Origin of the sequence: Rhodopseudomonas palustris, assembly GCF_003591005.1 — a bacterium.
GTDB classification, from domain to species: domain Bacteria; phylum Pseudomonadota; class Alphaproteobacteria; order Rhizobiales; family Xanthobacteraceae; genus Rhodopseudomonas; species Rhodopseudomonas palustris_K.
In genome coordinates this window covers 42944-67708 of record NZ_QYYD01000005.1, presented here as the reverse complement: position 1 = coordinate 67708, position 24765 = coordinate 42944, and the positions used below count along the sequence as shown (strand labels likewise).

Annotated in this window: 15 protein-coding genes; 8 read left to right on the top strand and 7 right to left on the bottom strand. The window is 65.6% G+C overall.

Annotation, left to right across the window (positions count from 1 at the left end):
• Positions 1-37: 37 nt before the first annotated feature.
• A complete protein-coding gene (locus D4Q52_RS06380; RefSeq protein WP_119855719.1) occupies positions 38-3328 on the bottom strand; it encodes an Rne/Rng family ribonuclease in 3291 nt (1096 codons plus the stop codon).
• A gap of 689 nt (positions 3329-4017) precedes the next feature.
• Here D4Q52_RS06380 and D4Q52_RS06375 point away from each other — a divergent pair.
• From D4Q52_RS06375 to D4Q52_RS06360, 4 genes are all read left to right on the top strand, one after another.
• On the top strand, positions 4018-5319 hold the full coding sequence (locus D4Q52_RS06375) for an N-acetylmuramoyl-L-alanine amidase (RefSeq protein WP_119855860.1): 1302 nt from the start codon (positions 4018-4020) through the stop codon (positions 5317-5319).
• Between the two features lie 190 nt (positions 5320-5509).
• Positions 5510-7999 (top strand): penicillin-binding protein 1A, encoded by a 2490-nt coding sequence (locus D4Q52_RS06370; protein ID WP_119855718.1) that lies wholly within the window; start codon positions 5510-5512, stop codon positions 7997-7999.
• 106 nt (positions 8000-8105) lie between these two features.
• Positions 8106-9237, top strand: a protein-coding gene (gene prfB / locus D4Q52_RS06365; protein ID WP_119855717.1) for a peptide chain release factor 2 whose coding sequence is annotated in 2 segments (ribosomal slippage) — positions 8106-8174 and positions 8176-9237 — 1131 coding nt in all. Because the reading frame shifts where the segments join, the coding sequence is not laid out codon by codon here.
• A 204-nt stretch (positions 9238-9441) separates the two neighbouring features.
• Positions 9442-10293, top strand: coding sequence for an NAD(P)-dependent oxidoreductase (locus D4Q52_RS06360; RefSeq protein WP_119855716.1), 852 nt, complete (start codon positions 9442-9444; stop codon positions 10291-10293).
• A gap of 15 nt (positions 10294-10308) precedes the next feature.
• Here D4Q52_RS06360 and D4Q52_RS06355 read toward each other — a convergent pair whose 3' ends face one another.
• Together D4Q52_RS06355 and D4Q52_RS06350 are read right to left on the bottom strand one after the other, a co-directional pair.
• On the bottom strand, positions 10309-11697 hold the full coding sequence (locus D4Q52_RS06355) for a M23 family metallopeptidase (protein WP_119855715.1): 1389 nt from the start codon (positions 11695-11697) through the stop codon (positions 10309-10311).
• 86 nt (positions 11698-11783) lie between these two features.
• Positions 11784-12425 (bottom strand): peroxiredoxin, encoded by a 642-nt coding sequence (locus D4Q52_RS06350; RefSeq protein WP_119855714.1) that lies wholly within the window; start codon positions 12423-12425, stop codon positions 11784-11786.
• Between the two features lie 189 nt (positions 12426-12614).
• Here D4Q52_RS06350 and D4Q52_RS06345 point away from each other — a divergent pair, with 189 nt between their 5' ends.
• Positions 12615-16337 (top strand): DUF3971 domain-containing protein, encoded by a 3723-nt coding sequence (locus D4Q52_RS06345; RefSeq protein WP_119855713.1) that lies wholly within the window; start codon positions 12615-12617, stop codon positions 16335-16337.
• 108 nt (positions 16338-16445) lie between these two features.
• Here the strand turns inward: D4Q52_RS06345 and D4Q52_RS06335 are convergent, their stop codons facing one another.
• The 3 genes from D4Q52_RS06335 to tyrS all read right to left on the bottom strand — a co-directional run bounded on the left by D4Q52_RS06335 (position 16446) and on the right by tyrS (position 19769).
• Positions 16446-17006, bottom strand: coding sequence for a cytochrome b (locus D4Q52_RS06335; RefSeq protein ID WP_119855711.1), 561 nt, complete (start codon positions 17004-17006; stop codon positions 16446-16448).
• 199 nt (positions 17007-17205) lie between these two features.
• Positions 17206-18435, bottom strand: coding sequence for an MFS transporter (locus tag D4Q52_RS06330; RefSeq protein WP_119855710.1), 1230 nt, complete (start codon positions 18433-18435; stop codon positions 17206-17208).
• Positions 18436-18512: 77 nt separating this feature from the next.
• Positions 18513-19769: a tyrosine--tRNA ligase gene (tyrS, locus tag D4Q52_RS06325; RefSeq protein ID WP_119855709.1), complete on the bottom strand. Its 1257-nt coding sequence runs from the start codon at positions 19767-19769 to the stop codon at positions 18513-18515.
• A gap of 158 nt (positions 19770-19927) precedes the next feature.
• Between tyrS and D4Q52_RS06320 the strand changes: the two genes are divergently transcribed.
• Positions 19928-21031 (top strand): anhydro-N-acetylmuramic acid kinase, encoded by a 1104-nt coding sequence (locus tag D4Q52_RS06320; protein ID WP_119855708.1) that lies wholly within the window; start codon positions 19928-19930, stop codon positions 21029-21031.
• Positions 21032-21120: 89 nt separating this feature from the next.
• On the opposite strand, the gene D4Q52_RS06315 is transcribed toward D4Q52_RS06320, so the two are convergent.
• On the bottom strand, positions 21121-21768 hold the full coding sequence (locus D4Q52_RS06315; protein WP_054161885.1) for an alpha/beta hydrolase: 648 nt from the start codon (positions 21766-21768) through the stop codon (positions 21121-21123).
• A gap of 237 nt (positions 21769-22005) precedes the next feature.
• Between D4Q52_RS06315 and D4Q52_RS06310 the strand changes: the two genes are divergently transcribed.
• Together D4Q52_RS06310 and sufB are read left to right on the top strand one after the other, a co-directional pair.
• Entirely contained in the window at positions 22006-23181 is a 1176-nt protein-coding gene (locus D4Q52_RS06310) for a cysteine desulfurase family protein (RefSeq protein WP_119855707.1), read from the top strand.
• Positions 23182-23263: 82 nt separating this feature from the next.
• Positions 23264-24760, top strand: a complete 1497-nt coding sequence (gene sufB / locus D4Q52_RS06305) for a Fe-S cluster assembly protein SufB (RefSeq protein WP_119855706.1) — start codon at positions 23264-23266, stop codon at positions 24758-24760.
• The last annotated feature ends 5 nt before the right edge of the window (positions 24761-24765 follow it).

Here is a 24765-nt window from a genome sequence, read left to right as displayed (position 1 = left end):
CGGGCATCTTCGGAATTCGTCGGAACAGAGCGGCGGATTAGTTGCCGCCGCCGAAGCGGCGGGACCACCAGCCGGCGCGGCGGGGGGCTTCCGGTTCGGGGGCCGCCGAGACTTGCGGTTCGGGCGCCGGGGCAGGGGGCGCAGCATCGGCTGACGCGGTCTCTACCGGTGCTGCAGCGTCATTCGTTGCGGGCTCAACCGCCAGCGGGGTTGAGACCTCCGGCTTCGGCTCCGAACTGGTGCCGAAGTTCACCTTCTCGCGCACTGTCGAGCGACGGCGGCGCTCGGCCGGCGTCTCCTCGGCCGCGACCGGCGCAGGCTCGCTGGCGATTGGTGCGGCAGCAGGCGAAGGCTGCTCGGCGCTCTGCACCTTCTCTGAGCTCTCGACCTGCGCTGCGACGGCTGCTGGAGCGAGCGGAGCGGGAGCTTCGTCCTCGCTATCCGCCTCGTGCCGCTTGCCAAGCCAGGGCTCGTCGGATGCCTCTGAGCCGGGCGACGGCGGCGTGGCATCGCCGTCAGGATGAGCGTCCTCCGCCTGATCCGTCGCGCCGAATTCATCGGTGGCACCGAGGGCGGTTTCCTCGCCCTCCGGGCCACCACGCCGGCGGCGGCCTCCGCGACGGCCACGGCGGCGCGGACGGCGCTCGCCGTTCGCCTGATCGGCGCGCGCTTCACCTTCGCCTTCGGCAGCGTCGTCGGCTTCCTCGCCGTCATCGTCGGCAGAGGTTTCCGCATCACCGGCTTCGGGCGTGAAGTTTGCTTCGCCGTCTTCCTGCGGGGCGCTGGCCTCGCGGCCTTCACCATTGCGGGAGCGGCGACGCCGACGGCGCTTGCGCTTGCGCTCGCCGCCTTCACCCTCGCTGGCTTCCCCGGCCTGTTCGTCGGCAAGGCCGATGGTCTCGTCGGTCTCGATCTCGGCTTCGAACTCGTAACCCTCGTCGTCGGCATAGATGTCTTCGGGCTGCGGTGGCGACGCAGCGACCTGCGCCGCCAGCAGCGCCTTCGCGGCCTCCAGCGTGTGCACCTGTTCGCCACGGTCGATCACGAAGGACTGCTGCCCCGACACGGTCGGATCGGCCAGGACCGACAGCGACACCTTGAAGCCGGTTTCCAGGTCGCGCAGATGGCCGCGCTTCTGGTTGAGCACGTAGAGCGCCACATCGGCGCGGGTGCGCACGATCAGATTGTGGGTCGCGCCCTTCATCAGGATCTCTTCGAGACCGCGCAGCAGCTGCAGCGCCACCGACGAGACCGAGCGGACGTGGCCCGAGCCACCGCAATGCGGGCAGGGCTCGGTCGAGCTTTCCAGCACGCTGGCGCGGATGCGCTGGCGCGACATTTCGAGCAGGCCGAAATGCGAGATGCGGCCGACCTGGATGCGCGCGCGATCCTGCCGCAGGCAGTCGCTGAGCTTGCGCTCGACCGCCCGGTTGTTGCGCTTTTCGTCCATGTCGATGAAGTCGATGACGATCAGGCCGGCGAGGTCGCGCAAGCGGAGCTGCCGCGCGACTTCCTCGGCGGCCTCCATGTTGGTCTTGAGCGCGGTGTCCTCGATGTGGTGCTCGCGGGTCGAGCGGCCGGAGTTGACGTCGATCGAGACCAGCGCCTCGGTCTGGTTGATGACGATGTAGCCACCGGAGCGAAGCTGCACGGTGGGCGAGAACATCGCGTCGAGCTGGCTCTCCACCCCCATGCGCGAGAACAGCGGCTGGCCGTCGCGATAGAGCTTCACCGCGCGGACCTGCGACGGCATCAGCATGTGCATGAAGTCGCGGGCTTCCTGGAAGCCGGCTTCGCCGGCGACCTGAATTTCGTCGATCTCCTTGTTGTAGAGATCGCGCAGCGAGCGCTTGATCAGCGAGCCTTCCTCGTAGACCAGCGTCGGCGCCTGCGAATTCAGGGTGACGTCGCGGACCGTCTCCCACATCCGGATCAGATATTCGAAGTCGCGCTTGATTTCCGGCTTGGTGCGCGAGGCGCCGGCGGTGCGCAGGATGATGCCCATGCCTTCCGGCACGTCGAGATCCTGCACCACTTCCTTCAGGCGCGAGCGATCCTGCGCCGAAGTGATCTTGCGGCTGATGCCGCCGCCGCGGGCGGTGTTGGGCATCAGCACGGCGTAGCGGCCGGCCAGCGACAGGTAGGTGGTCAGCGCCGCGCCCTTGTTGCCGCGCTCTTCCTTGACGACCTGCACCAGCATCACCTGGCGGCGCTTGATGACTTCCTGGATCTTGTACTGGCGGCGAGGACGGAATGCGCGCTCGGGCACTTCCTCGAGCACGTCGTCGCCACCGACGGACTCGACGATGTCTTCCTCGGCGTCGTCGTCTTCCTCATCGTCGTCAGCGTCGGCGTCTTCAACGTCCGCTTCACTATCATCTTCGGTCTCGGCCGTCTCGGCATGGCCGTGATCGTCATCGTCGTCGCTGTGTTCCGCGCTCTCGGCGAGCGGGAACGGGGCGTCCTCGGCGTAGCCGCTGCTGTCCTCCGCAACGGGCTGCCCGGAAGTGTCTTCAACCGATGCATGATCCTGAGGCGCATGCTCGTCCGACGCCTGCGTATCGGCGGCAGGTGCGGCAGCTTCGGCCGGCTCGGCACTCGCCGCGGTTCCGGCAGCGATGGCCGGAGCAGGCTCGGCCTGAAGCTGCTGCGCAGCGTACGGCTGATCGGGCGTCTGTTCGTCAGCGTGCGCGGCCTCCGGCGCAGATGCTTCGGCGGTGGCGCCGGACTCGTGCGTCGGCAGCTCGTGCGCCGACGACTCGTGCGTCAGTGCGTCACCGGCGGGCTGATGATGGGCGGAATCGTGATCGGCATGACCGTGATCATCGTGCGTGTGATCGGCGTGGCCGTGCTCGTGATCGTGTTCATCGTGGGCGTGGACATGGCCGGCGTCGCCGTGCTCGTGCGGCTGCTCGACCGAAGCTTCGGCGTCGATGACCTCGCTCTGCACGCGCTCGCCATTGCCGCGGCGGCGGTGGCTGCGATGCCGCGAGCGGCGGCGGCTGGAGCGCTGCTCGCTTTCTTCTTCGGCCTCGCGATGGGCGCGTTCGTCGGCCTCGATCAGCGCCTGCCGGTCGGCGACCGGGATCTGATAGTAGTCGGGATGGATTTCACTGAAGGCGAGGAAGCCGTGGCGGTTGCCGCCGTATTCGATGAAGGCAGCCTGCAGCGAGGGTTCGACCCGGGTGACTTTGGCGAGGTAGATGTTGCCGCGCAGCTGTTTGCGCTGGGCAGTTTCGAAATCAAACTCTTCGACGCGGTTGCCGCGGACCACGACCACCCGGGTCTCTTCCGGGTGGGTGGCGTCGATCAGCATCTTGTTGGGCATTGTTCAACTCATGGCGGCAGAAAGCGCGCGAGACGGCCAGCGCAGAGGGCGCGGCCGGACAACGCGACGGTCCACCTGATTCGGGGGTGAGGGGAAGGCCGAAACGCGACTCACCGCGCCGTGCCGTGGGACCCGAGGCGTTGCGCGTGGCGAAGCGGGTGCTTCGCGGCGGCGCGGCCTTTACGTGGGTCCGGTTCGGCATCGCATTGTGGCGCATTAAGCGTCGGCCCGTCTGAACGAGTGGCGGCAAAGCATCCGCCTTGTCTTCTTGCTGAAGGACCGGCCTGGCGCCGAAGCGCTCACCGGCATGATCATCCGGCCTTGGCCGGACGGATCGGTCATGAAGAGTCTGAACCGTCCCTGGTACGAAGAAGCCCGGGGACCGGACGCCGCTCGGGCCTCACCGCCGCTCCTGCCTGGCCGCGCGCTGCGCTGGCGAGGAGGGGACGGAAAAACGCTAGATCCCGCATGTTGAGATTGGGGGATCGGGCGCTGCACCGAATGGCTGAACGCGACACAACCGGAGGATTAGACCGTCAGCAACAGATACATACGTGGATTGGCTCTCGCTTGCAAGGAGAGCGTCGCCGGCCGGTCACACTGCGACGTAATCGAAACGGGGCGCTTAAGAGGCGATTAACCACGCAGTTCTATTGCGGTAGATGTCGATCGGAGAGGGGCTCGAATCCTTGCAGGGGCGCGCAAATCATTTTGTTTTGTTCCGCGCCTTCGTGGTTTGCGCTGCAGCATTCCTGTGCGCTCCGGCCGCCGGCCTAGCAACTGGATTGGAGCAGGCCACCGAGCCGACGCCTGGCGGCTTTCCGATCGCGTCCGAAGCCCGGATTGCCGGCGATGACACGCAAACCCGCTTCATTGTCGACCTCGACGCCAAGGTGCCGATGCGCGCCTTCACTCTGGCGGATCCTTATCGGGTCGTGATCGATCTGCCGCAGATCAATTTCCGCCTGCCGGCTGCCGCCGGCGGCAACGGCCGCGGCTTGATCAAGGCATTTCGCTACGGACTGGTGATGCCGGGTGGATCGCGGATCGTGCTCGAGCTGAACGGTCCGGCCAAGATCGCCAAAGCCGAGATGCTGGATCCGGCCAACGGTCAGCCGGCCCGGCTCGTGATCGATCTCGATTCGGTCGACCGCGCCACCTTTGCCGAGCAACTCGGCGCCGAGAAGGGGCCAGAGCTGCGTCCGACCGTCGGCGCAACAGAGACGACGGCTTCCGTGCCGCGCGGCGTGGAAACGGCCAAAACCGAAGCCGCCAAGGACGATCTGCGGCCGGTGGTGGTGCTCGATCCCGGCCACGGCGGCATCGACAACGGCACCCAATCGGCCAGCGGCATTGCCGAGAAGCAGCTGGTGCTGGATTTTGCCCTGGCGCTTCGCGACCAGATGGAGAAGGGGGGCAAGTACCGGGTGGTGCTCACCCGCGCCGACGACACCTTCATCCCGCTGAACGATCGGGTGAAGATCGCCCGTGGCCATGGTGCCGCGCTGTTCGTGTCGATTCACGCCGATGCGCTGCCGCGGGGCGAAGGCGACGCCCAGGGCGCGACGATCTACACGCTGTCCGACAAGGCCTCCGACGCCGAGGCGCAGCGGCTGGCCGATGCAGAGAACAAGGCCGACGCGATCGGCGGCGTCAACCTCACCGAGGAGCCGACCGACGTCGCCGACATCCTGATCGACCTCGCGCAGCGCGAAACCAGGACGTTCTCCAACCGCTTTGCCCGGACCTTGATGCGGGAGATGAAGGGCACGACCCGGCTGCACAAGAACCCGCTGAAATCCGCCGGCTTCCGGGTGCTCAAAGCGCCCGACGTGCCGTCGGTGCTGCTCGAGCTCGGCTACGTCTCCAACAAGGGCGACCTGCAGCAGCTGGTGTCGGAGCAGTGGCGGACCAGGACGGTCGGCGCCGTCTCCCAGGCAATCGATTCGTTCTTCGCCAAGCGGGTCGTCTCCGCCGGCAAGCCCGACTGACACGGACGGGCGAGGCTGGGCCCTAGTTTGGCCACAGCGCAAGTTCTATAAGACGGCCAGTGCAGTTCGTGATTTCGGCTTGGATGAAGGCGTTCCCGACGCGTATGATCTCAGGGTTGCGGACCGCGCCAATCTCGTTCAAGGGACATTTCGCCGCGTCGCGCGGTCCTCGTGATACGGAACTCAATCGATGCGCTTCCTGCTGCGGTTTTTCGGCTTTCTGTTTGCGGCCGGGACCATCGTGTTTCTCGTCGGCGTCGCCGCCGCGGCGGGGTTGATCTGGCACTTCTCCAAGGACTTGCCGGACTACTCTCAGCTTCAAGATTATGAACCGCCGGTGATGACGCGGGTCCACGCCTCGGACGGCTCGCTGGTCGGTGAGTATTCCAAGGAGCGGCGGCTGTACCTGCCGATCCAGGCGGTGCCCAAGCTGGTGATCAACGCCTTCCTCGCCGCTGAAGACAAGAATTTCTACGAGCACGGCGGCATCGACTATTCGGGCATGGCGCGCGCGGCGGTGTTGTATGCGCAGAATATCGGCTCGAATCGCCGGCCGCAGGGCGCCTCGACCATCACCCAGCAGGTGGCGAAGAACTTCCTGCTGACCAACGAGGTGTCGTTCACCCGCAAGATCAAAGAAGCGTTGCTGGCGATGCGCATCGAGCGGGCCTATTCCAAGGACCGCATCCTCGAGCTGTATCTCAACGAGATCTATCTCGGCCTCGGCGCCTATGGCATCGCGGCCGCCTCGCTGGTGTATTTCGACAAATCGGTCAACGAATTGACGGTCGCCGAAGCGTCCTATCTGGCGGCGTTGCCCAAGGCTCCGTCTTCGCTGCACCCGGTGAAGAATCACGACCGCGCGGTCGAGCGCCGCAACTACGTGATCGACCGCCTGCTGGAGAACGGCTGGATCAAGCAGGCCGATGCCGACAAGGCCCGCAAGGAACCGCTCGCAGTCGCCACCCGCGGCACCGGCGCCCACACCTTCGCGGGCGAGTATTTCGCCGAGGAGGTCCGCCGCGACATCCTCGAGCGCTACGGCGAGAAGAAGCTGTATGAAGGCGGCCTGTCGGTGCGCGCGACGCTCGACCCGAAGCTGCAGGTCGAGGCGCGTCGGACCATGACGGCCGGTCTGGTCAAGTTCGACGAGGCGCAGGGCTGGCGTGGCTCGGCGACCAAGCTCGACATCAGCGGTGACTGGGGCGTGAAGCTCGCCGAGGTCAAGTCGCTGTCCGACATTTCGCCGTGGCGGATGGCGGTGGTGCTGGAGACGTCCGATCAGTCGGCGCGGATTGGCTTCCAGCCGGGACGTGAGCTCGGCGGCGCGGTGTCGAAGCAGCGCGAGACCGGACTGATTTCGCTCGACGGCGTGCGTTGGGCCAAGGCCGCGACCGGCCCGCAGCGCGGGCGGACGCCGAGCACCGTATCGCAGGTGCTGTCGCCGGGGGACGTGATCTACGCCGATCCGTTGCTCGACAAGGAGGGCAAGATCGTCGACGGGCAGTACCGGCTGCGGCAGATCCCTGAAGTATCGGGCGCGATGGTGGCGATGGATCCGTGGACCGGCCGCGTGCTGGCCATGGTCGGCGGCTTCTCGTTCGATCAGAGCCAGTTCAACCGCGCCACTCAGGCCTATCGGCAGCCCGGCTCGTCGTTCAAGCCGCTGGTCTACTCGGCCGCGATGGACAACGGCTACACACCTTCAACCGTGGTGATCGACGCGCCGATCGAAATCGATCAGGGGCAGGGCGTCGGCGTGTGGCGGCCGGAGAACTACTCGACCGGCAAGTATTACGGCCCGACCACGCTGCGCAACGCGCTGCAGCGCTCGCTCAACACCGTGACGGTGCGGCTGGCGCAGGACATCGGCATGCCGCTGATCGGCGAGTACGCCAAGCGGTTCGGCGTCTATGACGAGCTGCCGAACTATCTGTCTTATGCGCTCGGCGCCGGTGAAACCACGGTGATGCGGATGGTCACGGCCTATTCGATGTTCGCCAATGGCGGCCGACGGGTGAAGCCGACGCTGATCGACCGCATCCAGGACCGCTACGGACACACCATCTTCAAGCACGACGCCCGCGAATGCCGCGGCTGCGAAGCACCGGAAGGCTGGAAGAACCAGCCGGAGCCGCAACTGGTCGACCGCCGCGAGCAGGTGATCGACGCGATGACGGCCTATCAGATCACGTCGATGATGGAAGGCGTTGTGCAGGCCGGCACCGCCACCGTGGTGCGCGAAGTCGGCAAGCCGATCGCCGGCAAGACCGGCACCACCAATGACGAGAAGGATGCGTGGTTCATCGGCTTCTCGCCGGACCTCGTGGTCGGCATCTATTTCGGCTACGACAAGCCGCGCAATCTCGGCCGCGGCGCCACCGGCGGCCATCTCGCCGCGCCGGTCGCCAAGGATTTCTTCAAGCTTGCGCTGGCCGACAAGCCGGCGGTGCCGTTCCGCGTTCCGGCCGGCATCAAGCTGATTCGTGTCGATGCCAAGAGCGGGATGCGCGCCGGCCCGGGCGATGGCCGCACCATCCTCGAGGCGTTCAAGCCGGGCACCGCGCCGCCGGACAATTACTCGGTGATCGGCGTCGCCGACGCCGACGGCCGCCAGCAACAGATGGCGCCGCCCGACGACCGCGGCTTCTTCCGCCCCGGCACCGGCGGACTTTACTGACCGCCTTCCGATCCAACGGGCGATTGCGCTTTGCCGCGTCGCCCGTTAAATCGCGTCTCAACGCCTGCGGCCGCGTCGGCCGCGTTGCCACTTCATCAGAGTTTCCATGCGCTCAGAAATTGAACGCCTCGTCGAAGAGATCAAGCAGTCAGTCGGGCTGCTGAGGAGGCATCTTTGACGTCGATCAGTCGACCATCCGCCTCGCGGAGCTGAACAAGCTCGCCGAAGATCCCGACCTCTGGAACGATCCGCAGAAGGCTCAAAGGCTGATGCAGGAGCGCACCTCGCTGGAGGACGCGCTGACCGGTATCGGCAAGGTCGAGCGTGAGCTGACCGACAATGTCGAGATGATCGAACTCGGTGAAGCCGAGGGCGACGAGGGCATCGTCAAGGAAGCCGAGAACGCGCTCAAGGCGCTGAAGAAGGAAGTCGCGCGCCGCGAGCTGGAAGCGCTGTTGTCCGGCGAAGCCGATAAGTTCGACACTTATCTGGAAGTCCACGCCGGCGCCGGCGGCACCGAGAGCCAGGACTGGGCCTCGATGCTGCTGCGGATGTACACGCGCTGGGCCGAGAAGCACGGTTTCAAGATCGAGTATCTCGAAGAATCGGAGGGCGAAGAGGCGGGCATCAAATCGGCGACGATTCAGATCTCCGGCCACAACGCTTACGGCTGGCTGAAGACCGAAGCCGGCGTGCATCGCCTCGTCCGCATTTCGCCGTTCGATTCGAACGCCCGCCGCCACACCTCGTTCTCGAGCGTGCAGATCTTCCCGGTGATCGACAACTCGATCAAGATCGACATCGCGGAGTCCGACGTCCGGGTCGACACCATGCGGTCGGGCGGCGCCGGCGGCCAGCACGTCAACAAGACTGAGTCGGCCGTGCGGCTGACGCATATTCCGACGGGTGTCGCTGTGGTGTGCCAGGCCGGCCGCTCGCAGCACAAGAACCGTGCCCAGGCGTGGGACATGCTGCGCGCGCGGCTGTACGAGATCGAGTTGAAGAAGCGCGAAGAGCAGGCGGCCGCCGATCAGGCTGCCAAGACCGAAATCGGCTGGGGCCACCAGATCCGCTCCTACGTCCTGCAGCCGTATCAGATGGTCAAGGACCTGCGCACCGGCGTGCAAACCTCCGACACCGCCGGCGTACTCGACGGCGACCTCGACGAATTCATGGCCGCGACCTTGGCGCAGAGGGCGTTCGGGACCGGGCCGGGCAGCGTCGAGGACGTGGATTAGTTCAGCGGATCGCCGCTTCGTTGTGGAGTCACGGCGCGCCGCTGCCGAGACTATTTGATCGCATCGACATAAGCTTGGTTGCTGGCGTGGAGCATAGCCGGGACGCGAAGCTGTGTGTTCTGTCGAGGCGGACGCGCACCACCTGTTGCAGAGCAGGGGCGGCAGTCAGCTCCTGATCGACAATACCCAACAGGAGAGCGGGCAATGGATATCGGCGTGATCGGCCTCGGCGCGATGGGGCGTGAGATGGCACGCAATCTGGTCGCTGCGGGTCATCAGGTGAAAGCATGGAATCGCTCCGGCGGCGAAATCGAAGGCGTCACCATGGTCGCGTCGCCGGTCGAAGCGTTGCAAGGCGATGTCGCGCTGACGATGCTATCCGAGGACGCCGTGATCCGGTCGGTGTTGCTCGATAGCGGCGCGCTCGCCAAAGCGGGCAAGCAACTCGTCCATGTCGTCAACTCGACTATCTCGGTGGCGTTCGCGCGCGAGCTGGTGTCGGCGCATCAGGCCGTCGGGATCTCTTATGTGTCAGCGCCCGTGCTCGGACGGCCTGATGTCGCCGCTGCAGGCCAGCTCAACGTGCTGGTGGGCGGTCCGCCTGAGGCCGTGGAGGCAGTGCGCCCGGTGCTCGATGTCATCGGCGGCAAGATCTGGGACATGGGACCGGAGGCGCCGACCGCGAATGCCGCGAAGGTCGCCTGCAACATGATGATCACCATGGCGATCGAGGCGATGGCCGAAGGCGTGGTGATCACCGAGGCGAATGGATTGCCGCGAGAGAAGTTCTTCGAACTGATTCTCGGTACGCTGTTCGGCGCGCGGTCCTATCTGGTGTATTCGAAGATTATCGCGGAAGGAAAGTATCACCCCGGCTTCAAGGCCACGTTGGGACTGAAGGATCTTCGTCTGGCCACGGAGGCCGCCGAGCAGGCGGGCCGGCAACTGCCGATGCTGGGAGCGGTGCACCGGCAGATGTCTGAGACGGTCGATGCCGGCATGGGCGATCGAGACTGGGCAGCGATGGCGGACTACACCATTCGCGGTAGCAAGTAAGCCACCGCGACCACGTTAGTTTGCCCCCGCCAGCCTGACCCCCGCCCGCAAAAATTTCTGCGGATCCACGGCTTCGCCGTCGATGCGGGTTTCGTAGTGCAGATGTGGGCCGGTCGAGCGGCCGGTGGAGCCGACTTCGCCGATCACCTGGCCGATCTGGATGCTCTGGCCGACCTTGGCGATGATCTTCGACAAATGGCCGTAGCGGGTCGACAGGCCGTTGCCGTGGTCGATCTCGACCATCTGGCCGTAGCCACCCTGCCAGCCGGCGTTCACCACCTTGCCGATCGCGGTGGCGCGGACCGGGTCGCCGGTGGAGGCGCGGAAGTCGAGACCGGAGTGCATCGCGGGACGGCCGAGGAACGGGTCGGTGCGGACGCCGAAGCCCGACGAGAATTCAACCTCGCCAAGTACCGGTTTGCGATACGGGACCAGTGTCAGCGCGCGGTTGAGCTTGTCGAGCTGGGCGCGGCTGATGTTGATGCGGTAGAGCTGGCGATCGAACGCGCTGGCATTGCTGCTGGGGGCCTTCACCGGCACAAATGGGCCGCCGATGCCGCCTGCGCCGCGCGGGGCGGCGGCTTCGATGCCGCGCGCGTCGAGGCCGAGGTCGGTCAGCACGCCGCGCATCCGGCGAGCACGGGAGTCGAACGATTCTTCCACCGAGCCCAGCAGGGCGATCTGGCGGCGCTCGACCTGATCGAGCGACTGGTCGAGCTTGGACAGCGCGGTACCGACGCCCTGCGCCTTGGCATATTGGGTGTTCGGCAGCGCCGGCATGGTGGCGGGGGTGCGCGATTCCAGCCGCGCCTCGCGGTCGGGCGGCGCGACGAAGATGACGGTGTCATTGATCGGCGAGGGCTTCAGCGGCCCGGACGGCGCGGCCTCGGCCGAGGCCCCGCGGCCGCTCTTGATGCTGCCGGTCACGGCGACGTCGGGCAGGCTGTTCAGGGCGTTGGCGCGCGATTCGAGCATGCTCTGGCGGCGCATGATCTGGTCGAGCTTCTGGTCGAACTGCTCCTGGTCGAGCAATTGCCGGCTGGTGGTGCGGTCGACCTTGGCGCGCAGCTCGGCGATACGGTCCTCATAGGCGTATTGCATCTCGGCCTGGCGGGCGATCAGCCGGGTCAGCACGTCGTCGCGGAACGCGAAGTAGGTGGCGGTGGCGGCCGACCAGACGCCGAGTGCCACGACGGTGCCAACCACGATCCAGAACACCACCGGGCCGATCCTGACCTGCTTGCCCGCATGGGCGATGGTGTAGCTGCTGCCTTCTGCAACCGCGGCCTGGGCCAGCTTGGGCGCCGGGTATTGCGGCCGAGGCGTGCGATGCGGCGGCTGCGGGCGGCCGTGATGGGGGGCGTGGGGCTGGTGGTCGGGGTGGGAACCTAGACGGTAGGACATCGATACTCCCGCGCCGACGGAACAGGTCGTCGGCTCAACGCGCGGGCAGATTTGACCCCCTCATGGTTAATTTTCGGAAAAGAGGTTCACAGCAATTGCGCCGCGGCGAGGACCTGGTCGGCATGGCCGTCGACCTTCACATTGCGCCAGATCCGAGCGACCTTTCCGTCCCGTCCGATCAGAACCGTTGTCCGAAGCACCCCTTCGAACTTGCGGCCATACAATGATTTTTCGCCCCAGGCGCCGTATGCTTCAAGCATCTGGTGGGTGGGGTCCGAGAGCAGCGGCGTCCCCAGGCTGTGCTTGTCGCGAAACGAAGCCTGCGCCTTCACCGAGTCGGCGGATACGCCGATCACCGCGGTGTCGCAGTTTGCGAATGCCGGCTTCAGCCGGGTGAAGTCGATCGCCTCCTTGGTGCAGCCGGGGGTATTGGCGCGCGGGTAGAAGAAGATCACCAGCTTCTGATCGGCAAAGTCAGCCAGCCTGATGGTCTCGCCGCCGTCGCGGGGCAGTGCGAAGTCAGGTGCCTTGGCGCCCTCGGGGAGGACAGCTGCCTCGGCTATTGCGGCCGTTGCAGTCTTTGAAGCAGCAGCCTTGGCGGGAGCGCCGGCCTTCGGCTTGGCCGCGGTTTTCGCGGCCGGGGCTGACCGCTTACCGGCGGCGGGTTTCGCCGCGGACTTCTTTGCCGATCCCGATTTCGCAGGATTCTCACGCGTTTGCTTGGACATACGCCTTCCTTTCGTCGCTTTCGGCGGGTCAAACGGAGGTTCGCGAAAGTTGCTGCGGCACCGGCATCGCTGGGCAAATCCGTTTACCTCAGGATATGGTTGCAGGGATTCGTCATCCCGGCCACCCGATAGTGACGTAGGCCTTCCGGCTCGGTGACGAGTCAACAGTTCAACCGAGGACGGGCAGAAATGCCGCCACAGGAGCGTCTCCTGCGCGTCGGCGCGCAAACCTCCCTCGGCGATCAGACTGCGACCGAGCGCGCACAACGAGAGGCAATGGCCAACTACCCATCGCCCAACGCTTCCGGCCCGCATTCCCGGCAGGACGAGGACGCCCATCGCTGGCACGATGGCGAGTGGGATCATGAGCACGAAGAGGCGTGTCGCGACCGGGCCCGCAAACTGCTGAGGCGGCGCAATCTCGGCTTTGACCGCGTCGATGATTCGATGCGGCGCTGGCGGCACCGGTTGGTCGGCACGCCCTGGCTCCGGCGAACGCTGATCACGCTGGTGGTGGTGGGTTTTGTGCTGGCGGCCGGGTTCGGCGGCGTGTGGCTGCGGCTCGGGGCGGGGCCGATCAATCTCGATATGGCGACGCCCTGGCTCGCCGACGCGATCGAACAAAACATCGGCCACGGCAACACGGTCGAGGTCGGCGGCACCCAGATCGAGCGCGTCGGACGGATCCGCGTTGCCGTCCGGATTCGCGACATCGTCGTGCGCGACCATGATCACGTGATCGTCGCGAGCGCTCCGAAAGCCGAAGTCCGGTTGTCCGGCTCGGCATTGCTGCTCGGCAAGTTACGCGCCGAGAGTCTGCGCCTGGTCGATGCCGAACTCGCCATTCGCATCACCCCCGACGGGCAGGTGACCGTATCCACTGGTGACACGGCCCGGCCGCTGGCCACCGGCGTTGCATCAACCCGCAAGCCGCCGGAATTCACGCTTCCGGTTCAGCCACCCGCCGCAACGCCGGGAAGCACGGCGCCGGACAGCGTCGTGCCGCCGGCCGGCCCGCCCGCCGCCGACAATGGCGAAGCGATGAAGAGCCTGCTGGCGGGGCTGGACTGGCTCGACAGTCTCAGCCTGACCGGCCTCGACGGCCAGAATCTCGACGAAATCGGCCTGAAGAACGGCAACCTCGTCGTCGACGATCAGCAGCGCGGCAATCGCTGGAATTTCGAGAACATCAGCCTCAGCCTGCGTCGGCCGAGCCGCGGCGGCGTCGCGCTGAGCCTCGGCGAGGAGGGCCGCAAGGCGTGGTCGCTGCGGGTGCAGGTCGGCCCCCCGCACGATGGCGTCCGGGCCGTGGAAGTACACGCCAATCAGGTGCCGACCCGCAACATCCTGCTGGCGCTGCGCCTCAAGAACCTGACCTATGGCGCTGATTTTCCTCTGACGGGCGATCTGCGCGGCGAACTCGGCCGCGACGGTGTGCCGACTTATCTGCGCGGCAAGCTGGTGGCCGGGGCCGGCACGCTGATCGACTACGATACGCCTGACTATCCGATGGCGATCGATCAGGCGGAATTCAGCTTCGAATGGGATGCCAATCGGCGCGTGCTGATGGTGCCGCTCAAGGTGATCGCGGGGCCCAATCGGGTGACCCTGCTGGCGTCGCTCGAACCACCGAACGGCGACGTCAACGACTGGCGGCTCGGCCTATCCGGCGGGACGATCGTGCTGCCCGGCATCGAGGGCGAGCAGCCGCTGATCTTCAACCGCATTGCGGTGCAGGTTCGTTTCGACACCGATAATCGCCGGGTGCTGCTGACGCAGGCCGACTTCAACAATGGCGAGATCGGCGTCGCCGGGTCGGGCAGCATCGACTATTCGGGGGAGCCGCGGCTGAAGCTCGGCTTCGCCGGCACGCCGATGTCGGTGTCCGCTCTGAAGCGGATCTGGCCGATTTTGGTCGTGCCTGAAGTCCGTGAATGGGTGAACGAGCGGATCGACAAGGGCTCGATCCAGAGTATCGACATCGCGGTCAACTCGCCGGTGAAGAACCTGTCGCGGCGCGGACCGCCGATCCCCGACGAGGGCTTGCTGGTGAACATCATCGGCAATGGCGCCACGATCCATCCGGTCGATGGCTTGCCATCGGTGCGTGATGCCGACATGCGGGTGCGCGTCACCGGTCGCACCGCGACGGTCGCGATCGCGCAGGCCAACGCGGAGACGGCCAGCGGCCGACGCGTGGCGATTTCCGACGTGCTGTTCGAGGTGCCGGACATGGCGCCGAAGCCTTCGCCGTCCCGGATCAAATTCAAGCTCGAGGCGCCGGTGCCCGCCGTCGCCGAAGTGCTGTCGTCCGGGCGGCTGAGCGATGTCAGCAACGTGCCGATCGATCCGGCCGCCACCAAGGGCAATGTCACCGCACAGATTGCGCTCGGCATGCCGATCCAGCGCGAACTGACCAAAGCCGACACGACCTACACGATCGCCGCGGATCTGACCGGCTTCTCCGGCGACAAGCTGGTGATGGGGCAGAAGCTCGAGGCGAACACGCTGAAGCTGGTCGCCAACAATCAGGGCTATCAGGTCAAAGGCGACGTCAAGATCAACGGCCAGGCGGCGACGCTCGACTATCGCAAGCCGACCGATGGTGATGCCGACGTCAAGCTGCAGGCAACGCTCGACGATGCCAGCCGCGCCAAGCTCGGCTTCGATCTCGGCCCGGCTGTGAGCGGCGCCATGCCGGTGAAGCTGGCCGGCAAGATGGGCGACAACGAGCAGGACACCAAACTCGGTCTCGACATCGATCTCACCGCGATGAAATTCGACAACGTGCTGCCGGGCTGGACCAAGCAGACCGGCAAGTCCGGTCGCGCCACCTTCAACGTCGTCAAGAAGCCGCAGTCGACCCGGCTCGAGGATATTCAGATCGAAGGCAGCGGCACGCTGATCAAGGGTTCGCTCGAGATCGACGAGGACGGCGACATCATCAACGCCAATTTCCCGGTGTATTCGCCGTCCGAGGGCGACAAGACCACGCTGAAGGCCGACCGCGGTCCGGATGGCGTGCTCAAGGTGGTGATGCGCGGCGACGTGTTCGACGGCCGCGGCTTCATCAAGTCGGCGCTGTCGGGTACGCAGGCCGAGCCGAAGAGCAAGTCCAAGAGCCTCGACTTCGATCTCGACCTCAAGCTCGGCGCGGTCGCCGGCTATTCCGGCGAGGCGCTGCGCGCCGTCGACGTCAAGATGGTCCGCCGCAACGGCGCGTTCCGCTCCTTCAGTTTCAACGGCAAGATCGGCCGCGACACCCCGATCACCGCCGATCTGCGCGGCAAGAACAAAGGCCGCGAGGTGGTCTATCTCGAGACCAACGATGCCGGCGCGTTCTTCCGCTTCGCCGATACGTATTCGAAAATGTATGGCGGCCAGCTCGCGCTGGCGCTCGAGCCGCCGGGGGCCGAGTCGCGCGAGAAGGAAGGCCTGATCAACGTGCGTGACTTCACCGTGAAGGGTGAGGCGGCGCTAGAGCGGGCCGCTGCCGGCGCACCGGGTGGCGCCGCCGCCGGCATCGGGTTCTCGCGGCTGCGCGCTGAGTTTACCCGCCAGAACGGCCAGCTCACGGTGCGCGACGGCGTGGTGAAGGGGCCGACGATCGGCGCGACGATCGAGGGCTCGATCGACTATCCGGCCAATCAGGTCCGGATGAGCGGCACCTTCGTGCCGATGTACGGGCTGAACAACATGTTCGGCCAGATCCCGATCGTCGGGCTGTTCCTCGGCGGCGGCAGCAACGAGGGGCTGATCGGCGTCACCTACGAAGTGGTCGGCACGCCCGGCCAGCCGGTGCTGCGCGTCAACCCGATCTCGGCCATGGCGCCCGGCGTGCTGCGCAAGATCTTTGAGTTCAACACCGGACGGCAAAATAACAACGTCGATTTCCCGACGCCGCCGAACTGACAAACCGGCAGATTTCCGTCATTGCGAGCCGAAGGCGAAGCAATCCAGCGCAGTGCACGGCGCTGGATTGCTTCGTCGGCTTCGCCTCCTCGCAATGACGTGGGGCGGTTACTTTGCCCGCAGCCACGGCACCATGCGGCCGAGCGTGGCGTCGTGACGGAAATACTGGTGCCACAGCGCGCCGACGATGTGGATGAACACCACCGCAACGGTGGCAAGGAAGAGCGGTTCGTGGGCCGCATGCAGCGCGCCGGCCAGCGCCTCGTTCTTGGCCAGCGGCGGGATGCCAAGCAGATCGACGCCGCGTCCCGAGAACAGTGACATACCGAGGCCCGTGACGGGCACGGCGATCAGCAACAGATACAGCAGGCCGTGGCTGATCCGCGCGATCACCTCGGTGATCCGCGGCGACGGCACCAGCTCGGGCGCGCCGTGGATATTGATCCACAGAATGCGCAGCACCGCGACGCCGAGCACGATGGTGCCGACCGCCTTGTGCCAGTCGTAAAGCGTACGACGCAGCGGGTCGGCCTTGTCGAGGCTGTGCGCGTAGTTCATCGACGCGAACAGCGCGATCACAGCAAAAAAGATGGCCCAGTGGATGGTGACGGCGAGGGCGCCGTACTCCCGGGGGCTTTTGTCGGCTGTATCAAGGGTGGTCGTGGTCATGGTCTCTCCCGGAAAAATCTGCGACACGCAGCATCCTGCGGCGCGAGCTACCCACGACGGCATCATGTGCGGCATCGCCGATGCGCCGATGTGATCGAGCGCAAATCTTCGGAACACAATTTTCTGATCAGAGCTGCAGGCGACGCGATGTCGCAGCGGCGCCAGACGTTATCTGCGAGTGCGTCGCAATGGCTGTGAGTTATCGCTCCCGCAGCGCCGGCACGACCAGGAACGGGATCATGCCGATCAGCACGGCGACCAACGCGAACGCGATCAGCGGATTGTAGCTGCCGCTGAGGTCGTGGATCAGGCCGCCGCACCATGAGCCGAACGCCGAGCCGAGGCCGCTGCCGATCGTGATGGTGCCGTAGATCAGCCCGACCTGCTTGCCGCGAAACACCTTCATGGCGGTGGCGGTGATCAGCGGCCCGCGCGAGCCGATCATGCTGCCGAAACACAGCACGAAACCCGACAGCACCACGTAGTTCGGGTACCATTGCAGCAGCCACAGCAGCACGATCCCGGTGATCGAGATCGCGTAACTGAACAGGATCGACGGCCGTCGCCCGATCACGCCGTCGAGCCAGCTCACGCTCAGCATGCCGACCACCAGCACTACGCCCGAAAAGCCCCAGGCGGTCGCGGCCTGCAGCGGCGGGAAGCCGGCGTCGACCAGATAGGCGACGACCTGCGCGGAGATCGCGTACATGCCGATCGCGGTGAAGAAGAAGGTGGCGAACAGCGCCCAGAACGCGTGATGGCGGATCGCCAGCCGCAGCGTCCAGCCGTCGTCCGGCGCTTCGAGCGTGGGGGCTGGCGATAGGCCGGCGGTTCCGGCGGCATAGCGGCGCCACGGCAGCATCAGCAGCGGTACGATCAGCAGGAGCATCGCGGCGCCGAGCAGCTCATAGGCGCCGCGCCAGCCGGAGCGATCGATCAGCAGCTGCGCGATCGGCAGCATCAGCAGCACGCCGGCGCCGGTCGCCGAGTACACCACCGCCATCGCGGTCGGCAGCCGCGGTCCGAACCAGCGGCCGAGCAGGATCGAGTTCGGCACATTGCCGGTCAAGGCGATGCCGAGCCCAACGCAGAGGCCGACTGCGATCTGCAACTGCCACAGCTGCTGGGCGATCGCCGCGCCGAGAAACGCGCCGCCGAGCAGCAGCAGGCCGAGCATGTAGACGACGCGCGGACCAGAGCGATCGAACAGCCGGCCGACGAACGGCGAGGCGAGGCCGGTGCACAGCGCCGTCAGCGAATAGATCGACACCACCTCGGCGCGGTCCCAGCCGAACGATTGCGAGATCGGCAGCAGGAACACGGTGAAGCTTTCACCGAGCCCGCGGCTGAGCAGCGACAGCACGAAGCAGACGCCAAGCACGGCGAGGCCGGTGCGTTGCGGCGCGCGCGAAGTTGAGGTGGGATGCAAAGGCGATTCTTCCCGGCGATGTTTGCGCCATGGAGCGCGTTTCCGCCGGAAAAGAACAGCGCCTGCGGCGAATGGGGCTATGCAGGCTTCAGCAGCACGTGCTTCTTCTTGCCCATCGACAGCTTGATGACGCCGTCGGCCGTGAGATTGGCCGCGGTCAGCGCCATCTTCTCGTCGGTCACGGCGATGTCGTTGACCTTGAGGCCGCCGGCCTTGATCTGGCGGCGCGCTTCGCCGTTGGAGGCGACGAGCCCGGCCTTCTCGGCGAACGCGGCCAGCACGCCGATGCCGGCGTCGAGTTCGGCACGCGCGATCTCGACGCTCGGCAGATCCTGCGCGGTGCCGCCCTGTTCGAAGGTGGTGCGCGCGGTGGCTTCGGCCTTCTCCGCGGCTTCGCGGCCGTGGATCAGCGCGGTCGCCTCGGTGGCGAGCACCTTCTTGGCGTCGTTGATCTCGGCGCCCTGCAGCTTCGACAGTCGCTCGATCTCGTCCATCGGCAATAGCGTGAACAGCTTGAGGAAGCGGCCGACGTCGGCGTCCTCGGTGTTGCGCCAGTACTGCCAGTAATCATAGGGCGACAGCATGTCGCCGTTGAGCCAGACCGCGCCGGCGGCAGTCTTGCCCATCTTGGCGCCGGATGCCGTCGTCAGCAGCGGGCAAGTGAGCGCGTGCAGCTGATGCGTGCCCATACGGCGACCGAGATCGACGCCGGTGACGATGTTGCCCCACTGATCGGAGCCGCCCATCTGCAGATTGCAGTTGTAGCGCCGTGCCAGCTCGACGAAGTCGTAGGACTGCAGGATCATGTAGTTGAATTCGATGAACGACAGCTCCTGCTCGCGCTCGAGCCGCATCCGCACCGAATCCATCGTCAACATGCGGTTGATCGAGAAGTGGCGGCCGATGTCGCGCAGCATCTCGATGTAGTTGAGCTTGGTCAGCCACTCGGCGTTGTCGGCCATCAGGGCGTCGCTGGCGCCGTCGCCGAATTTGATGAACTTGGCGAAGGTGCCCTTGATCGACTCCTTGTTGGCGTCGATCTGCTCGTAGGTCAGGATCTTGCGGGTCTCGTCGCGGCCGGACGGATCACCGACGCGGGTGGTGCCGCCGCCCATCAGGGCGATCGGCTTGTTGCCGGTCGCCTGCAGCCAATGCAGCATCATGATCGACAGCAGGTGACCGACATGCAGCGAGGCCGCGGTGCAGTCATAACCCACATAGGCCACCACCTCGCGCTTGGCGGCGAGCGCGTCCAGCGAATCCGGGTCGGAAATCTGATGAATGAAGCCCCGCTCTTGGAGCACATTCATAAAATCTGACTTAAAGGCGGCCATCTGTATCGATCTCTGATCACTGATCCTTCACGTTCGGCGCAGATCGCGCCAAGCGTGGTGCAGGAAGGTCTTTCAGGCGGGTTACTGTGTGGCATTATAAGAACTGCGTGTTTGACACAAGTTGGACCTTCCGCAGCGCTCGGAAAGGCGCATAGCCCATGATGCTGACTGCGATTGGATTGATGAGTGGGACGTCGCTGGATGGCGTGGACGTCGCGCTGATCAAGACCGATGGGCGTCGGGTGGCCGAACTCGGCCCCTCGTTCTATCGGCCTTACAGCGAGCCCGAACGCGCGCTGCTGCGCCAGGCGCTGGCCGAGGCGACGCAGCTCGAGCGCCGTGACGCTCGGCCCGGCTGTCTTGGCGAGGCCGAGCGCGCGGTGACGATCGCTCATGCGGAGGCCGTCGCGGCGTTCACGGCGTCCAACGGCATCGCGGCCGACACGGTTGATATCGTTGGCTTCCATGGCCAGACCGTGCTGCATCGTCCAGCGTCAAAGCTCACCGTCCAGATCGGTGACGCGCAGGCGCTGGCGAAGGCCATTCACATTCCGGTTGTCTACGACTTCCGCGCGGCCGACGTCGCTTCTGGCGGACAGGGCGCACCGTTCGTGCCGGTGTATCACCGCGCGCTGGCGCAGTCGCTTGGTCGCGACGGGCCGGTGCTGGTGGTGAATATCGGCGGGGTGTCGAACGTCACCTACATCGATGGCAATGACACGCTGATCGCCTGCGATACCGGACCCGGCAACGCACTGCTCGACGATTTCGTATTGCGGACGATGGGGCAGGCGTTCGATTGCGAGGGCCGGCTGGCTGCTCAGGGCACGGCCGACCAAGTCTGGCTGGCGCAGGCGCTGCAGCATCGATTCTTCGCCAAGCCCGCGCCGAAGTCGCTCGACCGCAACGATTTTGCAGCGCTGGCGCTGGGAAACTGGTCGGCGGCGGATGGAGCGGCGACATTGACCGCATTCACGGCCGGCGCGATCGCGGCGATCGTGCCGCTGCTGCCGAAGCCGCCGCGCAGCGTGATCATCACCGGCGGCGGCGCGCGCAATCTGACGATGCTGCGGATGCTGCGGGAGCGGCTGGCGCCGGCGCAGGTCGAGAGCGCGGATGCGCTCGGCTGGTCGGCGGACGCGATGGAGGCGCAAGCCTTCGGCTTCTTGGCGGCCCGCGGCCTGAAGGGTCTGCCGCTGAGCTATCCGGCGACCACCGGCGTGGCGTTCCCGATGACCGGTGGGCTGCTGGCGCGGCCGTAAATTAGGTAGTCATTGCGAGCGCAGCGAAGCAATCCAGCGCGCACGGCACGGGGCTGGATTGCTTCGCTTCGCTCGCAATGACGGAAGCTTCAGCGAACGTTGGCGAGCCGCATGTCGAGATAGGACGTCACCGTCTCCATCAGCGGCTCCATCTTGTCCTCGAAGAAGTGGTTGGCGCCGGGGATGGTCTGCTGGTCGATGACGATGCCCTTCTGGGTCTTCAGCTTTTCGACCAGCGTGTTGACGTCCTTGGCCGGGGCGACGATGTCCTTCTCGCCGTGGACGATCAGGCCGGACGACGGGCAGGGCGCCAGGAACGAGAAATCGTAGCGGTTCGGTTCCGGGGCGATCGAGATGAAGCCTTCGACCTCGGGCCGGCGCATCAACAGCTGCATGCCGATCCAGGCGCCGAACGAGAAGCCGGCGACCCAGCAGGCGCGGGCCTCGGGGTTGATGGTCTGGGCCCAGTCGAGCGCCGAGGCGGCATCGGACAATTCGCCGGTGCCGTGGTCGAACGAGCCCTGGCTGCGGCCGACGCCGCGGAAATTGAAGCGCAGCACCGAGAAACCGCGGGCCACAAAGGCGTAATACACCTGATAGACGATCGGGTGGTTCATGTTGCCGCGGAACTGCGGGTGCGGATGCAGCACCATCGCAATCGGGGCGTTCTTCTGCTTGGCGGGGTGATAGCGGCCTTCGAGGCGGCCCGCCGGACCGGTGAAAATAACTTCAGGCATCAGCGATCCTTGGTAGACATCTTGGCATCTGGCCTGGCGCGTCAGGTGCGCACCGGGCTTGCACAGCATCGGCCGCCTGACGCCGTCGTGCGGGTCTGGCATTTGGCCGGATGAACGGGGAGTTGCGTTCTAGCATAGGGCGCAGGGCCAAATGCAAGCATATTGAACGCCTACAGGATTTCCGGTGCAGGTATTGCGACACGGAATGTGCGACATGGAACAAGGGAAGCTGACTGGGTGACCAGCAAACGCGTGTATCTCGATTGGAATGCCACCACACCGCTGCGGCCGGAGGCCCTGGCGGCGATGACGGCTGCGCTGGAGCTGGCGGGCAATCCGTCATCGATCCACGCCGAAGGCCGGGCGGCGCGGGGACTGGTGGAGCAGGCACGGGCGGCGGTGGCGGCAGCAGTCGGAGCTTCGGCGCGTGACGTTGTGTTCACTTCCGGCGGCACCGAGGCGATTATGCTTGCGCTCACGCCGGGTCTCCGCATCGGTTCCCAACCTGTTGAGCGGCTGCTGGTTTCGGCCATCGAGCACGCCGCGGTGCTGAGCGGCGGGCGGTTTGCTCGCGAGCAGATTGAAGTGGTTGAAGTGACACCTGAAGGCGTTCTCAACCTCGATCACTTGCGACAGCTTCTCGCGGAAGGGCCACCGGCGCTGATGTCGCTGATGCTCGCCAACAACGAGACCGGAGCGCTGCAACCGGTGGAGCAGGCATCTGAAATTGTTCACGCCGCGGGCGGCATGCTGCACGTCGATGCGATCCAGGCGCTAGGCAAGGTGCCGTTGCGGATCAAAGAGTTGGGCGCCGAATTGATGTCGCTGTCTGCGCACAAGATCGGCGGACCGAAAGGCGTCGGGGCCCTGGTGCTCGGCGCGGACGTGCAAGGGCTCGAGCCGCTGCTGCGCGGGGGCGGGCAGGAGTTCGGCCGGAGGGCCGGCACCGAGAATGTCGCAGGGATTGCTGGATTCGGGGCGGCGGTTTCGGCCGCGCTGCCGACCATGGTGGAGGATATGGCGCGCGTGGAAGAACTCCGCGATCGGCTCGAGAAAGGCTTGAGGCAGACCGAGGGCAGCCTCGGCGGCTTCGTGATCGCCGAATCCGTCGCCCGGCTGCCGAACACGACGCTGTTCGCCGTCCCGGGACTGCGCGCGGAGACGGCCGTGATCGGCTTCGACCTCGCCGGGGTTGCGGTGTCGTCGGGCTCGGCGTGCTCGTCGGGCAAGGTGCAGCCGTCGCACGTGCTGCAGGCGATGGGGTACGGTCCGGAACTTGCACAGTCGGCCATACGCATCAGTCTCGGCTGGTCGAGTAGCGAATCCGACATCGAGGCGTGCCTAAATGCTTGGAAAAGGCTCGCCGGCAACCTAACTAAGAGAGATCATGAAACAGTGCCAGAACGGTTCTAAGAGGGTTTCATCCCGCGCCGGATCGTGTAAGCATGTTCCAGCAGATCCACCGCGGTCCTTGAAACCGCGAGCGGAGGTTTAAATGGCTGCCGTCCAAGAGACCGTCGATCGGGTTCGCCAGATCGACGTTGATCAATATCGTTATGGATTCGAGACGCTGATCGAGTCCGACAAGGCTCCGAAGGGGCTGTCGGAAGACATCGTCCGCTTCATCTCAGCAAAGAAGAACGAGCCGGACTGGATGCTGCAGTGGCGGCTCGAGGCCTATCGTCGCTGGCTGACGATGACCGAGCCGACCTGGGCGCGGGTGAACTACCCGAAGATCGACTTCCAGGATCTCTATTACTATTCGGCGCCGAAGCCGAAGAAGACCGTCGGCTCGCTCGACGAGATCGATCCGGAGATCCTCAAGACCTACGAGAAGCTGGGCATTCCGCTGCGCGAAGTCGCGCTGCTCGAAGGCGTCGAGCCGGCGCCGGGCGGACCGGACACGCCGAGCCGCAAGATCGCGGTCGATGCCGTGTTCGATTCGGTGTCGGTGGCGACCACGTTCCAGGCCGAGCTGAAGAAGGCCGGCGTGATCTTCATGCCGATCTCGGAAGCCATCAAAGAACATCCGGATCTGGTGAAGAAATATCTCGGCACGGTGGTGCCGACCTCGGACAATTTCTACGCGACGCTGAACTCCGCGGTGTTCTCCGACGGCTCGTTCGTCTACGTGCCGCCGGGCGTGCGCTGCCCGATGGAGCTGTCGACCTATTTCCGCATCAACGAGCGCAACACCGGCCAGTTCGAGCGCACGCTGATCATCGCCGACAAGGGCTCCTACGTCAGCTATCTCGAAGGCTGCACGGCGCCGCAGCGCGACGAGAACCAGCTGCACGCCGCGGTGGTCGAACTGGTCACGCTCGACGACGCCGAGATCAAGTACTCGACGGTGCAGAACTGGTACCCGGGCAATTCGGAAGGCAAGGGCGGCATCTACAACTTCGTCACCAAGCGGGGCGACTGCCGCGGCGCCAATTCGAAGATCTCCTGGACCCAGGTCGAAACCGGCTCGGCGATCACCTGGAAATATCCGAGCTGCATCCTGCGCGGCGATAATTCGCGCGGCGAGTTCTATTCGATCGCGATCTCGAACGGCTATCAGCAGGTCGATAGCGGCACCAAGATGATCCATCTCGGCAACAACACCACGAGCCGGATCATCAGTAAAGGTATCGCGGCCGGCCGATCGCAGAACACCTATCGGGGCCTCGTCACCGCGCACCGCAAGGCCAAGAATACGCGCAACTTCACCGCCTGCGACTCGCTGCTGATCGGCGACCAGTGCGGCGCGCATACAGTGCCGTACATCGAAGCGAAGAATTCCTCGGCGCTGTTCGAGCACGAAGCTACGACGTCGAAGATCTCCGAAGACGTGCTGTTCTACTGCATTCAGCGCGGCCTATCGCAGGAGGAGGCCGTCGGCCTCGTCGTCAACGGCTTCGTCAAGGACGTGCTCCAGCAACTGCCGATGGAGTTCGCCGTTGAAGCCCAGAAGCTGATCTCGATCTCGCTCGAGGGGAGTGTCGGCTAGGCGAA